Origin of the sequence: Sphingobacterium siyangense, from assembly GCF_023277505.1 — a bacterium.
Classification (GTDB): Bacteria; Bacteroidota; Bacteroidia; order Sphingobacteriales; family Sphingobacteriaceae; genus Sphingobacterium; species Sphingobacterium siyangense.
This window is the reverse complement of the sequence record NZ_CP080574.1, coordinates 255460-272400: the sequence shown is the minus strand read 5'-3', so window position 1 is coordinate 272400 and position 16941 is coordinate 255460. Positions and strand designations below refer to the sequence as shown.

Sequence of the window (16941 nt, the reverse complement as noted above, 5' to 3'; positions counted from 1 at the left end):
ATGTTTTAACGAAGCCTTGAGCAGTAACTACCGAAAAAGTACAGAAAGCATATTCATGCATTTTTGTTCAATAATTTTCGTCTTTTGAAGTAAAAAACCATAAAAAAATTTTAAAAATTGCACTTTTATGCTATATTTGATATAAAACATATACAAACCGATTTCTAACCGCTATAAATTTTTATGAAATAGCACAATTTTTATGTTGCCCAAGCACCAGGTGTATCGGCAAAACCTAAGTTAAACGAAACTAATCAAACACAATTTTATTATGAAAAGAAGTATGCTCATACTAGTGAGTTTACTGAGTACGTATGGTGTCGCCCTGGCCCAAAAAATCGTTACCGGTAAAGTCACTACGACAGATGGGTCGGCATTAGGCGGTGTTACAGTTCTCGAAAAAGGCAAAAACACCCAGTCCATCACCAACAACAGTGGAATGTACAAGATCACCGTACAAGAAAACGCCACCTTAATTTTTAGACATGTCGGTTATAAACAAATCGAAAAAGCACTCGCGAGCCAGTCGGTACTAAACATCAGCCTATCCGAAAACAGTTCTTCACTGGATGAAGTGGTGGTCACCGCTTTCGGAGTCAAACGTGATCGAAAAACGCTGGGATATTCGACCCCAATTGTCGCCGGATCCGATGTATCCGAAACACAGCGCGAATCGTTTTTTCAGGGGCTACAAGGGCGCGTACCGGGCCTTTCAATCAATAGCACAAGTGGTATGCCGGGTGCATCGGCACAAATCGTACTGCGTGGCTTTGCCTCTATCTCTGGCGACAATAATGCATTGATTGTAGTAGATGGCGTACCCATCAATAACTCTACATTAAACGAAAATGATCTGGCCAGCAATGGTGCAAATAGGGATCTAGATTACTCCAATCGTGCCATGGATATCAATCCAGACGATATCGAAACCTATACCATCCTGAAAGGCCCCGAGGCGACAGCCCAATTCGGCAGCCAAGGTGCAGGCGGAGCCATTCTCATAACAACCAAGAAAGGAAAAGCCGGTAAATTTACCGTCAACTATTCGCTTTCAGGACGCGTTGAAACGGTCAATAAATATCCCGAGCGGCAATATGTTTATGCACAGGGAACCAATGGTGTATACGCCGCTAATTCGGTCTATTCAATGGGACCAAAATATGCAGAAGGAGTCACGCTCTACAAAGACAATGTCAACAACTTCTTCCGCACCGGATATAATCAAAAGCATAATCTTTCTTTCGAAGGCGGATCAGAAAAAGTGACTTACCGCTGGTCCAATGAATACAGCAACAATACTGGTATCGTCCCCAATACCAGCTATAAGCGCTTTTCGACCCGCCTCAATGGAACAGCAAAATTTAACGACAAACTCGAATTTAACACCTCTTTCAACTATATCAATTCACAAAACGATAAAGTCCGTAAAGGCAATACAGGCTACCTGATTACCCTGATGCGCTTCAACCCGCTGTTTGATGTGAGGGACTGGATCGATGAAAAAGGGAATCGTGTACTCCACAGCACCGATATTTACAATGAGCTGGATAATCCCTTTTGGGATGTATACCGCAACACCGCCAATGATGATGTAAACCGCCTCCTTGCCACTTCCAACATTTCCTATCGTGCTACGAACTGGCTAAGCCTCAACGGGATCATCGGCATCGACTTTGCCAACACACGGGGACAAAGCGTTTACCATCCTCAATCCTACTCCGGATCAGGGTCTTCGACCAATGTACGCAATGGCTCCATGAATGAGTATCAAGTCAATGCACGCGTGCTCTCGGGATCATTTATGGCGACAGCCAATACAAAAATCGGGCGCGACATTAGTTTTAGGGCAAACTTGGGAACAGAATTTAAAGACTACAATACCCTTACTAACTCTCAATATGGCGAGGACTTTTACGATCCCAACTTTTACAGCATCAACAACACCTTTCCGAGCACGCGCCTGGCGCGATCTGTTGCCAATAACTTTCGTACAGTCGGATTTTTGGCACAGGCCGGATTTGGTTATCTTGACAACCTCCTGTACCTCAATTTAACAGGTCGATTGGATGCAGCCTCCCGCATGATGCCCAACAATCCCTATTTTGGCTACCCATCGGCATCCTTGGCCTTTAATTTTTCAGACCTGTCTTTCTTCAAAAATAAAGTACAATGGCTCAGCGACGGAAAATACCGCATCTCTGTCGGCACGACCGGGAAAGCACCCTTCAAAAGCTACTATACCCTATCCAATCTAGAGCCCAAGCTCTCAACAGGAGGCGGATTTGCTTACGGCGTAAACGGCGGTAACCCCGACCTGAAAGCCGAAAAAACCCGCGATTTTGAAACAGGACTCGAATTTGGCTTTTTTAAGCGTCGCCTCACATTTGATTTCAGCTATTTTAACCGTTTAAGCACCGGGCAGATCATTCTGCCAAGATTGAGCTATGGCTCAGGCTTTGTACTACGGATGATGAACGGCGGCGAAGTCAAAACCTATGGTACCGAATTGCAAGTGAATGTCAACCCGATCAAAAAAAACGATTTCAGCTGGGATATGACCTTCAATTTTACCCAATACAAAGGAAAAGTACTATCGCTTGCTGAAGAATTGCCCGAACTCTATGATTCAGACACCTGGGTACTTAGTGGCGTACGGTCTTCCGTGATGCCCGGCTATAGTATCGGTACCCTAACAGGTACGCAATTTAAAAGAAACGAGCGTGGAGACATTTTGATCAATCCCCAAACAGGCTTACCCATTGCCGGCACCGATAAGTATTATCCGATAGGCGACCGCATTCCCGACTATACACTTGGAATTGTCAACAAGTTCAATTACAAAAACTTTTACCTAACGTTTTTATGGGATCTCCGCAAAGGTGGTGATGTGCTCAACGGGCTAGATTATAGACTCTATACCTATGGGCAGTCTGTGAAAACATTAAATCGGGAAGACCCGCGGGTAATTCAGGGCGTATTGGAAGACGGGCTTGAAAACACGGCCAATCCAACAGTAAACCACATTGCAGTAACACCATATTCCGCATCCGCCTACTATATGACCAATATCGAACCGCAGATGTTTATCGAGAAAAACATTTATGCATTTAGGCTTCGGGATGTAACTCTTCGCTATGCCCTACCCAAACATCTGACACAACGCATCTCGTCACAAGCCGCACTTAGCGTATTTTTTACGGCCACCGATCTCTTCCTGTTCACCAATTACACAGGGCTAGATCCCGAAAGTAATAGCAATACAGCAGGACTAGGCGGTATCGGCGGATACGGAATCGATTACGGGAATATGGCTAAACCCAGAGGTTTCAATTTTGGTTTAAACATGAGATTTTAGGAGGAATACACCATGAGAACAACGCTTTATATACTTATTTTCTTAGTCCTGACCGGATTAAGCAGTTGTAAAAAATACCTGGACATCAATGAAAACCCGTCCAACCCACAGCTTGTAAAAGCCGAATTGCTTTTAGCACCCATTATCTATCAAATGGCCAATGGTTATGCCAATGACCAACGTCAGATGAACAAGTTCAATCAGACCATCCTTGGCGCCAGCACCGATGAGTCCTCCCGAATCTGGGAGCGGCATGGATTTCCGCAGCAAAGTGATGTTGGCGGTGTGATGTGGCGTATGGTCTATTTTGATCACGGACTAAACCTGCAGTTGATGATCAATGACGCCATAGCCAATCAGAAATATGAATATGCCGCAATCGGCTATGCCGTAAAAGCCTGGGGCTATCAGATGCTGACCGACTATCACGGCCCCATTATTCTCGATGAGGCCTTGCGTACGCAACAGTTATCCTTCAAGTATAATGACCAACCAGAAGTGTATGCTAAAGTACGCGTATGGTGTGATTCTGCATTATATTATCTAGATCAAAAAAGCCCCGTCGATTATAGCGCCAACCTCAATTCAAAAAAGGGCGATAATCTCTTTCGGGGCAATATGGACCGGTGGCGCAAATTTGTCTACGGTTTAAAAGCACTTCAGTACATTCACTTGGTTAATAAACCCGATTTTAAGGAAAAGTATGCCGACTCGATTGCCTATTTTGTGGACCGCTCCTTTGATTCACCATCCGATGATGCAGGCGTTAAATTTGACGGCGACAAATCCGAAACAGCCAATGTGGTAAGCTCAAAATTCGGCCTTTATACCACATCCTATTACAACAGAGCCGGTAAGCCCATTGTGCGCTACCTAACCGGGGGATTGCGGGGCGAACCTATTGAAAATCCAAAAATATCGACAGACCCTCGTCTATCACGTATGTTGATGATCAATAATCCTGTTGACAGTATTTACGTCGGTGGTGAGCCCAATGTATCCAATACCACCGTTCCAAATATCCTAGGCGACGTCAGTAGCGGTGTAGGCAAATTCATCTTTAGAGACGCCGCAGATTTTCCATTGATGACCTATGCGCAGCTGCAACTGGTCAAAGCTGAGGCCCTCTTTATCAAAGGCGACGCAGCAAAGGCCTATGAGGCCTATATCAAAGGTATCTATGCCCACATGAACTTCGTCAATAAGTACATCAATACAACCAATGAAAAATCCATTACTTCTACTGAAATAGATAATTATATCAAGGGAGGAGAAATACCGCTGTCCGCTGCTGATCTAACCCTAGCTGACATTATGGGACAAAAGTATATTGTGCAATGGGGTTGGGGAGGTCTTGAACAATGGTGTGATTTAAGGAAATATCATTATAACACCGAAATATTTAAACAGTTTATTCCATTGGCCGGCAGTCAGCTTACCTATAATGATTATTGCTATCGCGTTAGACCTCGCTACAATTCGGAGTATGTATGGAATGCCACAGAGCTAGAACGATGGGGCGGATTAGAGCCGGAGTACGTGATTAAGCCAACCTGGTTTGTTACAACAACTTATTAACGTATTAAAGGAAACATTATGAAGATATTCAAAAACTTAGCATTTCTAGCTTTAGGTGTCTTTGGCCTATATTCATGCGAGAAATCCATTCAGGACTTTGGAAAAGTAGATTTCCTTGGTGCCGATGATGTCATCGTGAAAATCAATATGGCATCGATATATCCCGATGACCGCTATATGTATGTCAAATTTGACGATCAGCGCGTTACTTCACTCATTCGGGGACGCGAGCCCTTTCCCGGCGGCGGGTATAATACCCGCGGAGATTCACGGCCCGATTTTTTAAAATGGAAAGCCGGCAACGTAAAGGTACAAGTTGCCCTTCCACATAAAACCGACGATGGACGCGATTCCATTATCTTGGCCGAATCATCCGTCAATCTGAGCGCAGGCAAGCGCTATACCATTCATATTACCGATACGGCGCAGAACACAAAAATGATCCTCAATGAAGAAGACCTCACACGGCCCGACAGTACACAAGCAAGGTATCACTTTACCAATCTGATGCCCAATGTACCATCAATAGACCTGTACTATGGTGCTGCGGCCACTGGGAGCGCAGATGCCATCGCCGTGCAAGACTCACTTGTCGCCAAAGACATTAAATACCTGGAAACAAGTCCATATTTCCAGCTCAACCGCATTGCCACCCGTACCTGGAAGATCCGAAAGGCGGGATCTCCGGTAACAAATGGCACTGTAATCGCCTCCTACAGCAATGCCGGAGCCATTTTGGACCGCAGGTCATATGTCATTTATGCTTTGGGCTATGATGGATTTACCAGCACCATCATGAAGCCTTATGTTTCATTTTTCTTAGTTCGATAGATATGAAAAGAAAAACAATTTTAAGAACTTTCCTTTTGTACATCACGTGCATCAGCATGCTATATTCTTGCAAGCAAAGGGATGATTATCCCAGCTTTGACGATAAAGAGATAGTAACTCCGCCCACCGATATTATTCCAGAAGACAAGGAAATAGAGCCCATCACCAAGAAGCTCATGGCGCAGACCGACCTCATCAAAACATTTCTGGTCGATTCATCCGTTACCCTAACCAATGGACTTGTACGAACCCATATTCGCTACCAGAACAAGCTCGATCAACGCGTGAGCCTTCAACTGCTCACTGTAGATCTTTCATCAAAAGCGGTTTTCCCTTCAATCATGAGTGCATTTGATGATTACCTATATGTGAGCCAGCCGATAGGTGATATGGCCAAGTATAACGAACCACGCGCAGGCGGCGAGATCCTCGCAGCAACAAATGCGGCCTTATCGTCCACTTATTCCTACATTAAAAACGGGCGGCAGATCAATGTATCCACGAGCAATATAAAGACCAAAGAGAAGACCAGACCTTTTTTTGCGATACACAAGGATGGCACGCCTTACATAGGCAATTGTGTCGATACCACAAAGTTTACCTTTGAGTCTTATGATCTGAATCAATTTAGCGGGCTGGTATCCGGCACCAATTGGGTCCGATATCGAGGATATAGCGTTTTAACAACCTCGGAGGTTGTTCAAGCAGTTACAGCCATCGGCCTATCGACAGATAAAAAAACGATGTATGCCTTGGTTGTCGACGGAGGCGACACCAATTTTTCAGTAGGCATCAGTTTAAATGATGTTGCTGTCTTGATGGGAGCCTTAGGCAGTTACGATGCATTTGTATTGAACGGCGGTTCCACCAGCGTGATGGTCCAAAAGACCAATACAGGAAACCAATTTAATCCCGTGGTCTGGAACACCGTATCCAAGCCATTAACGGCAGGCGGATCTGCAAGCATCAGCGGCATTGCATTTGTGAAGCGATAAATTAGAATATCAGCTACTCAACAACGAATTTTGAGTAGCTGATTTTTTTTATTTTAAATTTATTTACGCTGTTATTCCATCTTGCTTGCAGCTAAGCAAAACACGATGATTTCACCCAAGAAACAACACAACCACAAAGGTAAAAAAGTCAAATACCAGAAACATTTTCTTTTCCCCGATCCATGTGCCTCAGACCAAAATAATACACTATTGACAGCAACAAAAACCGTTGTAAATAGATACCCTAAAATTGCAATCCCCGTACAAATCAAAAACATATCATTGGAAATGTATTGTTGAAAATCGTCATTCCATGCATAACCGGTGATGGCAAATGCTGCGATAGAAGTGGAAATCATCACATAACAAATCAATAGTCTATCCATCATCAACCATGGTCTAAAGGAATACCCGCTAGTAAACATTCGACCAAACCAATAAAAACTTACACTCAAGCTTAGCAATATATTGACCAAACTAGGCATAAACACTAAAAACAAAGTTAAACTTGTTGCGAAGACCATCATTTCCTCCTTTTCATAGGTTAATCTGAAAAGCTCCAAAAGCTATCAAGTTGGAGTTTAAATTATTTAGGATAAAATTATTCAAAATCAAAATTTCACAAAATACCCCAAACGCGGTATTTTACCACGGAGTCTATCCCACTAATTTTGAAACAATATCTTAACGCAACATAATTATCTTAAAACTATGAAAAAAGTAATCTTACTGGCAACCTGTTTCATCCTCACGTATTCTTCTGCCCATGCGCAATCCAAGCCAGGCAAAAAGTACCTTAATATTGGCTACGTTTCACAGCATCTTAAAGTTGCAGACGAACTTGGTGGCGAAGCAAAAATTAAAAGCAATTTTGGTGCATCGCTCAGTAGTGGTCGCACGTTTTTTCTCAATAAGGAGCCCATTGCCAAACTGCTTTATTTTGGCATCGACTGGACCTACCTTGACCTCAATTATGCTCAATATAAAGAAACTGAAACGTACTCTTATGAGGATCAAAATGGTATAGAGATTATAGAAACCGAAGATTATAATTCCCACAAAGGTGAAATTGGTATGCAAGTCGGCCCTTCCGTTCATGTTGGGCTTACAGACGGATTCACCCTGTCAGGTCATATGCGCTATGCCCCCTCATACTCCATGTTATATGTCGATGAAGAATTCTCAGGTGGTTTTGGTAATTTTTTCACAGCTGGTTTAAGTGCTAATTACGGCGCTTTTGGTCTAGGTTTTGAAACGCGCTGGGGTTCTTCTAAACACAGTTTTAATGTCGACATTGAGGAGTTTGAAGAACAGGAGGTACAGGTTAAAGAGAAAATAAAACTTAGTGGAAGCCGGGTGTTTTTAGCATTTCGATTTTAATCCTTCGACAGACAATCAAAATAGATTGGCATCTACTCCCGCAAAAAGCAATATTGACGCAGCGTATTTATCAAGGCAGCCTCCAGTTGAGGCTGCCTTGATTTTTTACACTAATTTACTTATTTTTAAGTCATCTTAGCCGTACCAAAAATCAGGGATACCCAGCCAGTATCCAAAAAATGTATTTCCCATATAGGAAATAAAATATATAACCAAATGAAAAGATGAAAAAACAGCAACATCTCCTTGCCGAGCTCTGGGAAAGCTATCCCAATGCTATTGCCAGTCAGCAATTGGTTTCTAAAAACGTACCCTTTGGCAAATACCTAGCTGAGACGCTGGCGATAGGCCCGTTTTATTACTATGTCATCAATATTTCCGATTATACTATTCATGATATCCACGACAATCTACTTAAGTTACATGGAAGCCAATGCTACCCAACCACTGTAAAGGAGATTATCGATTATATTCATCCCGATGATAAGGATTTTGTTTATGAAGCAGAAAAAGCCACCTTATCAAAAATGGAAGAGATGGGCTTGGGAATCATCGGCAAATTGTACCGTACATCATACTGCTTCCGCATGAAAATTGCATCTGGCCACTACCACCTTTTCCATCATCAAGGTATTCATCTGAGTCAAGATCAAGAAGGCCGTATTACCACGGCCCTTAATATTCATACAGATATAAACCACATAACAGCCGTTAACAATAAAATTGTTCTTGTAAAAGCATTAGGCGAGAGGAATTACCATCAGTTGGCGCTCTCAACAGCGCATAACGAAGCTAAGCTCCCAAAATTTTCAAAACGTGAAATGGAAGTCCTCAATTTACTCGCTCAGGGACTTACAAGTATACAGATAGCCGAGAAATTATTTATTTCCCCTTTCACCGTACAAGTGCATCGAAAAAATCTACTCAAGAAAACGAAAACCTCCAGCAGTGGATGCCTGATCAAAAAAAGTATTGAGTTTGGCCTATTATAAAATACCCTAAATGGGGTATTTGATCCACAATATTGCTTTATTATTATTGTACTGATGAGTAACCAAGAAAATAAACTGACACCCATTTGGGGAAAATATCCCGATATTTTCTCCTCCGATGATTCTGATATGGACGCAGCGGCAATACTCGATCTCATTTCAGAAATATTCCTTACGGGCGATTACTATTACTATCTTATCAATATCTGCACACAGAGCCTAAGTCACCAACATCCCAATATAATCCATATACACGGCCTCGAAATCGTACCTACAGGGCTTCAGGAAATTATCAATCTGATCCATCCCGATGATATTCCTTTTGTCCTCAGTGCCGAAGAAATCTGTTGTGCTAAAATCAATGAAATCGGAGTAGAGCATCTTAAATCCTTAAAATCTTGTTATTGTTTCCGCATGCTTGTTTCCGATGGATCTTACAGACTATTTCATCATCAGGCCATTACCCTTATTTCGGATAGCGAGAACAAAATGGTGAGCAGTCTCATTATTCATACAGATATCTCCCATTTGTCAGTGAAGAATAACTATATCGCCACGGTTATGGGCATCAATGGACGTCATGATTTCTATCAAGTTGATCTAGCAGAGAAACTTGGAAAGAGTGACAGCAAATGCATCTTGACCAAACGAGAAATCGAACTTCTTCCCTATATTGCTCAGGGAAAATCCAGTATCGAGATTGCCAAAGAACTTAAGCTATCCCAATTAACTGTTCGGGTGCATCGAAAAAATATACTACGCAAAACCAATACATGCAACAGCAGCTCATTAATCAAACGATGTATAGAGCTTGGACTACTATTCTATACCCAAATTATCGATATCGGACTGATTACCGTTCTTTAGGCTACGCCTAATCGAAGCGAAATGCTGACAGCTATCATCCCATTACTGCAATTTTACGCTGCTCCAAAACCGATTGAATGTACAGGCATCAAAACCCGTACCCATTGTATTCGGTCTAATCGTTCCATCTTCAAACAATATAAAGGATGAACTCATCCCATAGACCATAGGCGGCTGCGCAGGTGAAGTAATCAGTCCAATCACGCGTTTCATCGTATATGGAATAATGCTATTTTTATCCGGACAGCCATACACCGGAGCATAACTAGGCATGCTATATGTTGAAAAAGTGGTTATAACTCCATTATTGGGATATTTAGCACTTTTCATCTCCACTTTACCATCACTTCGATATGTAAAATTCAGTATTTCATCCCTGTTTCCATCCACAGCACTACCTCCCCCATCAATTCGAAGCGTTTTTCCGACAAAAGTACGATAGAGTTGATTGCTGATGGTTAAATCGATAACTATACTGTCCGTACGCCCAGTAACGGGATCAGAAAATTTCACCGCCCAATTATTCAAAACAATGTCTTTTGACTGAAAGGTCCGATCGGCGTATTTAGATTCCAGCACTAATCCCTTCGTTGATTGAATAAAATGTGCTATTGTTCCATCCGAAAATTTCAATAATCTCCCATCCTCCTTAATATTAAATGTGATCAGTTCATTTTCCATAATAGTAACCGCATTCCCGCTTTTCCATTCTTTGACAACACTTACTTTATTCATATCGGTATAATCTGTCTCATGTTTCATCTCCACAAGCGTAAAATTCCGGCGCTTTTGCTTATACGTAAATAGTGCTTCAACCTTAGCCACAGGCTCGCCATTACTTCCAATTACCTGCACCTTTACGGTCTCCGGCTTCTCTTGCTGTTTTCCTACTTTATAAAAGGTCTTTGCCAATCCCTGATCATCTGTCACAACCTGTGTATCGCTCAATGTCCCCACTATAATCCCCCAGGATACAGATTGTACGGTCCAGCTTACCCGCACATTTTTCAGAGCCTGCCCAGATTTATTGGTCACTTTCACAACGAGGGGTGCTTTCAACGTCTCTTCCCAATCTGCTTCCTGCCCAAGACCACTAATGATACTTATTAGAGCAGGCACACGATCGGCAATACTGATCTCCTGCTTGGCAAAACTCCCCCCCTCATATGCGCTAAACCTATATAGTATAGTTAGTTTGCTTCCAACTTTGGGCTTAACAATAGCCTGATGCGGGTTATACGAAAACTCAACCTGCCCATTTTCCTTATCAGAACTTAATGTCTGCTCCGACAATACTTGAGTCTTGCCATCCTGCTCCAGTTCAACGCTAAAGTCGACAAACACGGGATTTCCAATCAAAGCTTTTTTGCTTTTATCTGCTACCTGCAACTGTAATTTTATCACAGTAGCCAGCGCTGTCTCATCGTAAACTAATACGGAGTTTTTTTGTATAGGTATCAATTGCATATTCCGGAAGTTTACAGCTGCTACCCCCTGTCCAGTGTACCAATTGAAATTCGACAAAGGATCCTCTTTTGTAAGGACATCTGTACGAAAAGAACCAAAAACCTTACCTGCCTGAGCAAGTACAGTATTCATTGCTCCTAGATCATACCACAAAGCTCCAAAAGCATCGCCAGTTGCTGAAGATTGCTCCAAACTACTGGAGAGTGTACCCATTCCATCGTTGGAAAGATCGACCAAGGGCTCCAATATACGATTGACATAAGCCAACATTGCCGCTGTTGTGGCAGCTACAGATGACTGCTTAACGGGTCTTTTAAAGCCCGTAAACCCGACGGTGTCCTTAGCAACAGAATCCGCTACCGTATTTGCTACACGAGCGGCCATTTTGTAAGTTCCAACAGGCTTACCATCCCGTAGAAAGACGCTGCTCACCAGCTCTTCGACTTTTTTGTCCCAATCTATTCTGTAGAGCTGAAACTCATACTGTTTAAGACTATGTTGCCTAATTTTCAAGATCACAGGCAAACGTTTTCCTTCCCGCTCCGTATACATCTGTAAAGTCTGCTTTGCTTCATCCACTTCAACAATACATTGCTCACCTATTTTTGCACCAAAAACGAGACGGTGGTCAGTTCCTAAATCAGTTGTCGCCGCCGATAAATAGTAGGCCAGATGGCCATTCTCGTAATCAGCTTTAGCATATAATTCCTGCTTACGGCCCGCTTGCGCACCCACCGATACATACACATTTCCCACGCCTGGCATTTGCTTATTATTGTAGGTCGCCCGTTCCCTTTTTTCTACCTGTTCGGTGTCCTTTTGTTCCAGCTCCTGTTCTTTCTTTGCACAACTAATACTAAACAAATACCCTATGCATAGCATTAGAAAATATAGGCTTATTCTTTTCATAATTCACCCCCTTGTTTAAACGTAAAATTAAAGCCGCATCCGCAAATAGGAAATACCGCATTTGAGGTATTTTATATAAATTACCGTGATTACCGTAGAAACACTTCGCAGAAATACGCAGCAGAATGATTAAACCACAAAATATTCAAACTTGTCAAGATCGTAATAGAACACAAAGTAATGTAGCGTACACAAAATAGCTCAGGTTTTAAAAAAGTTACTTTTATCAAGCAGTATTGTACACACAATAGTCTGCGATGCACAACAAACAAACCAAAAAACAAGAAAAGCCAAAAACAAATGGCAATGGCTCCTACCACGCAAATATGCTTGCGACCAAAAGATCATACAGAGGATAAATACGATAAGGGTGGCCAGCATAAAACCAAAGATCCCGATCAATGTAGACAATAGGAATAGATCTTCTGACATCGCTATAACCCGATCTATGGTTGAGATATTCAAATTGGCCATCAGCATCGCAATGGATGAAAAAGCGAGTACATAGCAAATCAGTAGCCTTTCGGCCATTTGAATGGGCCGCAACGAATTGGGAGCGCAAAGACCAAACCAGTAAACCCCGAGCCCAAAAGCGAGGGCGACCATTAAAATACAAGGCGTACTCAATAAAACCAATACAGTGATCGGATCAAAAGGTATCATAACAACAGATTAAGGGCACAAATATGAACAACAGGCCTGCTCTTTATTTTTATGAATTGATAAAACCTGCTTTTCACGCCATGAACCAGCCCTTTCAATTGATAAATACGTACGAGATTGGACCAAAAATGACTATTTTTATAAAGCCATAATGAGGTTTGGTGCAATCAAAAATGATCTTCCTAAACTCCACTTGAGAAGAGAAGACCGGAATATGTACATTTATTCACAAACCATCTATTTTTAACTGTTGATGAGAGGTATTGGACTACTTATTTTTTTTACGACATTATTACTGTGCCGGGCAGCTGGTCAACAGCCTTATGCCCTCAACCTCCAGCAGCTCACCGATCTTCCGACCAAGCATGTCTACTGTATTTACCAAGACCATAAAGGCTTTATCTGGCTGGCCACTGAAGAAGGCTTGTTTAGCTATGATGGCTTTACTTACACAAACTATAAAGCAGAAATTCAAACCACCGTCGTGGGCAGCAATATTCAGGAGGATAAATATGGACGCATCTGGTACCAAAATTTTGACGGCTTTCTCTATTATGTTGATGGTGACAAACTGCGTTTTTTACCCCAAAACCCACCTCCCGACTTTATTACCTTTGGACTAACGGATACTCATCTTTTTGTGGTCCAGAAAAAAGGGGTTGACAGCTATGATCTACGGTCGCTACACCTCACCAAGACGATCGCCATTCCTATCGAAAGAGCAGAACACGCAACGGTATTAAATCAAGAATTTTACCTGATATCTGACAATACGATGTTTCGGATAGATGAGCAGCTCCAACTGTCATCAAGCCATTTCTTTGCCGACAAAAAGCTCCACGTCAAATACATTTATCCGTACAAAAATACGCTGTATGTCGCATCAAAACGCAATGAAACCAAACAGCTCTACTTTTTTGATAATCGGCTCAACTACATCAAAAGTGTCCCTATTCCCGGCCCAGTACATATTCAGGGATCTGATGTTGTCGACAATAAAATATGGCTGCACACGCCGCAAGGTGTATTTGTGGTGGATACAAACGACGAAAAGAAAACCGAAGTTGTTTTGTTTCCGGAAAACAGCAGCTCAAAAGTCATCAAAGATTATCAGGACAACTATTGGTTTGCATCGCTCAATAATGGGGTTCAGATTGTCCCCAACCTCGTCGACCATATGTACCATGTACAACCTTTTCTACCAAGCACATTTAGCCTGACATCAAAGGGCTTCCTGATGGGCACAGAAAAAGGAGAATTGATTGAAGCCGACCAGCAATTTAACCACAGAAAACTGATCTATTCCAACAAGGAACAACTGCCAATCTATTACCTTTATCATGATCAGAAGGATCCAAATATCATCATTTCAGACAATGGTTTTTCGATCATTAATCGGCATAACAGAACCACCAAGCATTTTGACATCGCAGTCAAAGAACTGGTTCCCCTCGACAAAAAATATTATGCCATAGCCGCCAGTGGCTTTTTTGGGCTTTTGCTAAATCCAAATGCACATGACGATATGCCCTCGATATGGGATAGGCTATTCTACCTGCATAGGGATCCCAGATCACCATCGATTGCCGCACTTAAAAAAGGGATTCGCGCCAAGTCTGTCTGCTATCAAGCGGAACAGCAACGGGTATTCTTCGCCACAAATATCGGAACCTTCGCGGTCCAACCGCAAGACGAAAAAGAGATCATGCACATGGGCGAACCTTTTTACGCCAAAAGTATCGTCAAACTTGACAACCTTATCCTGCTACTCGACAGTAAAGGCAATCTGCACCAGCTAAAATCAGATCATAAAATTGAAAATCTGAATGGAAGGCTGAAGATTCCAGCCGGCACGATAAGCAAGATAAAGTCTACAGGCAAGGAACTGCTCATACTCGGCAGCACCTGCATCTTTGCCTTCAACGGACTGGATGTTGAACAGTTCAAACTACCGCTAAACAGCAGTCATATCCGCGACTTCTGGATCGGAGACCAGACCCTCACCTTACTCACCGACAGCCATCTGCTCAAGATTTCAAATCAGCCTAAGCCCCCTAAAAAACAGGCTATTTTTCGCATCGAAAGGTTCTTCGCAAATGGCATTCCAAAAGACTGGAAAACTCCCCTGACACTGCGGCATCAGGAGAATACGGTTACCATCACATTCTCCATTTTAGAATTCATCAACAAAAATGTCGAGGTATATTACCGTATCAATCGTAAAGAATGGATACTGATCAATACACAAGCGCGGTCACTTGCATTTCCATCACTGGCGGCAGGAAGTTACCTCCTGGAATTTAAAATCCACGATCAGCTAGCTGAACAACAAATACGCTTTGAGGTGAAACTCCCCTTCTGGAAAAAATGGTGGTTTTACTTATCCGTCTGCCTTCTGGCTGCGGGAATCGTTTTCCTTTATTTCAGACGGCAATCCAATTTAATGAAACAGCAAATCAAGCTGCTCAATGAAAAGGTAACCCTCGAAAAAAAGCTCGGGAAATCAATGCTTGCCTCTATCAAATCCCAAATGAATCCCCATTTTTTCTATAATGCGCTAAATACAATTCAAGCTTATATATTTACCAACGACAAACAACGCGCGAACAACTATCTGTCCAAGTTTTCAAAACTGACGCGGATTATCCTAGAAATGTCCGAAAAGGAAACGGTATCTCTCCAGGAAGAAATAGTAGCCATTCAGCTGTATTTAGAACTGGAAAAAATGCGCTTCTCCACTAATTTCAGCTATGAGATACTGCTTGAAAATGATATGGATACGCCCGCAATTGAATTTCCACCCATGCTGTTGCAGCCCTATATTGAAAATGCCCTAAAACATGGTTTATTACATAAGAAAGGAGACAAAACTCTGCTGATTTCTTTCCGAAAAAAGGATGATCTCATGTATGTCTCTATCGCGGACAATGGAATAGGCAGACAACGGTCCAAGGCGCTCAATGCCCTGAAAAACAAAAGTCATAAATCATTTGCAACCGAAGCCAACATGAAGCGCCTCGAGATTTTGAATAAGGAGCGCGCGCGCAAAATTACCGTTACTATTACAGACAATTACGACACAGCGGCGGAGTACAACTGTGGCACAAAAGTCGAATTAGTTATACCTATATAAAGCAAAAAACAATGTATAAAGCAATCATAATTGACGATGAAGAAATGGCGAGAACGCTTTTGCAGGGCATGATCGAAGAGTATTGCCCCGAAATAAAAGTTGTTGACCTATGCAGTGACCTGCCCAGCGGCATAAAATCCATTCGGAAACAACGTCCTGACCTAATTTTTTTGGACATTGAAATGCCCAGACACAGCGGCTTGGAACTATTGGATTTTTTCGATGACAATGAGATTAATTTCGACATTATTTTTGTCACGGCCTACGATCAGTATGCGATTCAGGCGTTTAAACTATCCGCAATAGATTATTTGCTCAAACCTATTGATGGCGACGATCTCATACAAGCCGTCCGCAGCTTCGAAAATCAGCGTAGACGCATCAATTACAGCCTATTGAAGGATAATCTCCATGGTTCGCTTCGCAAAATAGCGCTGAGCACGGCGCACTCCATGCTATTTGTCCCCCTGGAGGAGATCCTATTTTTTAAAGCCGAAGGATCCTATACACATGTTTTCTTAAATAGCAAAAACAGCATTTTAACAAGTAAAAACTTAAAATATTACGAGGAGATTCTGTCACAGGACATGCATTTCTATCGGTGCCACAAATCCTACCTCATCAATATCAACTACCTCAGCGCCTATATCAAATCAGATGGAGGCTATTTAAAAATAGACCAGCATACTATCAGCGTTTCCGCAGATAAAATTGCCTTTATTTTGGATCACTTCAGGTCATGATATGCTTTAAAAATGTACTTTTGTGGCG

General features: G+C 42.2%; 12 protein-coding genes. 9 read left to right on the top strand and 3 right to left on the bottom strand.

Features of this window, described 5'->3' with window-relative positions; translation table 11 throughout:
• The first annotated feature begins 271 nt into the window (after positions 1-271).
• The 4 genes from K2F45_RS01140 to K2F45_RS01125 are packed head-to-tail and all read left to right on the top strand — an operon-like array spanning position 272 to position 6759.
• Positions 272-3355: a SusC/RagA family TonB-linked outer membrane protein gene (locus K2F45_RS01140; RefSeq protein WP_248932867.1), complete on the top strand. Its 3084-nt coding sequence runs from the start codon at positions 272-274 to the stop codon at positions 3353-3355.
• A gap of 12 nt (positions 3356-3367) precedes the next feature.
• Entirely contained in the window at positions 3368-4933 is a 1566-nt protein-coding gene (locus K2F45_RS01135) for a SusD/RagB family nutrient-binding outer membrane lipoprotein (RefSeq protein WP_248932866.1), read from the top strand.
• An 18-nt stretch (positions 4934-4951) separates the two neighbouring features.
• Positions 4952-5764 carry a DUF4397 domain-containing protein gene (locus K2F45_RS01130; protein ID WP_051606686.1) on the top strand — a complete coding sequence of 271 codons (813 nt, stop codon included), beginning with the start codon at positions 4952-4954 and terminating at the stop codon, positions 5762-5764.
• A gap of 2 nt (positions 5765-5766) precedes the next feature.
• Positions 5767-6759, top strand: coding sequence for a phosphodiester glycosidase family protein (locus tag K2F45_RS01125; protein ID WP_248932865.1), 993 nt, complete (start codon positions 5767-5769; stop codon positions 6757-6759).
• 71 nt (positions 6760-6830) lie between these two features.
• Here the strand turns inward: K2F45_RS01125 and K2F45_RS01120 are convergent, their stop codons facing one another.
• Positions 6831-7148, bottom strand: coding sequence for a hypothetical protein (locus tag K2F45_RS01120; protein WP_248932864.1), 318 nt, complete (start codon positions 7146-7148; stop codon positions 6831-6833).
• Positions 7149-7470: 322 nt separating this feature from the next.
• Here K2F45_RS01120 and K2F45_RS01115 point away from each other — a divergent pair, with 322 nt between their 5' ends.
• The 3 genes from K2F45_RS01115 (at position 7471) to K2F45_RS01105 (ending at position 9998) form a co-directional block, all read left to right on the top strand.
• Positions 7471-8139, top strand: coding sequence for a hypothetical protein (locus K2F45_RS01115; protein ID WP_248932863.1), 669 nt, complete (start codon positions 7471-7473; stop codon positions 8137-8139).
• Between the two features lie 224 nt (positions 8140-8363).
• Positions 8364-9131 carry a LuxR C-terminal-related transcriptional regulator gene (locus K2F45_RS01110; RefSeq protein ID WP_028069327.1) on the top strand — a complete coding sequence of 256 codons (768 nt, stop codon included), beginning with the start codon at positions 8364-8366 and terminating at the stop codon, positions 9129-9131.
• A 54-nt stretch (positions 9132-9185) separates the two neighbouring features.
• Positions 9186-9998 (top strand): response regulator transcription factor, encoded by an 813-nt coding sequence (locus tag K2F45_RS01105; RefSeq protein ID WP_248932862.1) that lies wholly within the window; start codon positions 9186-9188, stop codon positions 9996-9998.
• A gap of 42 nt (positions 9999-10040) precedes the next feature.
• Here the strand turns inward: K2F45_RS01105 and K2F45_RS01100 are convergent, their stop codons facing one another.
• Both K2F45_RS01100 and K2F45_RS01095 read right to left on the bottom strand, forming a co-directional pair.
• A complete protein-coding gene (locus tag K2F45_RS01100; protein ID WP_248932861.1) occupies positions 10041-12374 on the bottom strand; it encodes an Ig-like domain-containing protein in 2334 nt (777 codons plus the stop codon).
• A 201-nt stretch (positions 12375-12575) separates the two neighbouring features.
• Positions 12576-13037 (bottom strand): hypothetical protein, encoded by a 462-nt coding sequence (locus K2F45_RS01095; RefSeq protein ID WP_248932860.1) that lies wholly within the window; start codon positions 13035-13037, stop codon positions 12576-12578.
• A gap of 253 nt (positions 13038-13290) precedes the next feature.
• Here K2F45_RS01095 and K2F45_RS01090 point away from each other — a divergent pair, with 253 nt between their 5' ends.
• A complete protein-coding gene (locus tag K2F45_RS01090) occupies positions 13291-16170 on the top strand; it encodes a sensor histidine kinase (RefSeq protein ID WP_248932859.1) in 2880 nt (959 codons plus the stop codon).
• A gap of 11 nt (positions 16171-16181) precedes the next feature.
• A complete protein-coding gene (locus K2F45_RS01085; protein ID WP_248932858.1) occupies positions 16182-16913 on the top strand; it encodes a LytR/AlgR family response regulator transcription factor in 732 nt (243 codons plus the stop codon).
• Positions 16914-16941 lie beyond the last annotated feature (28 nt).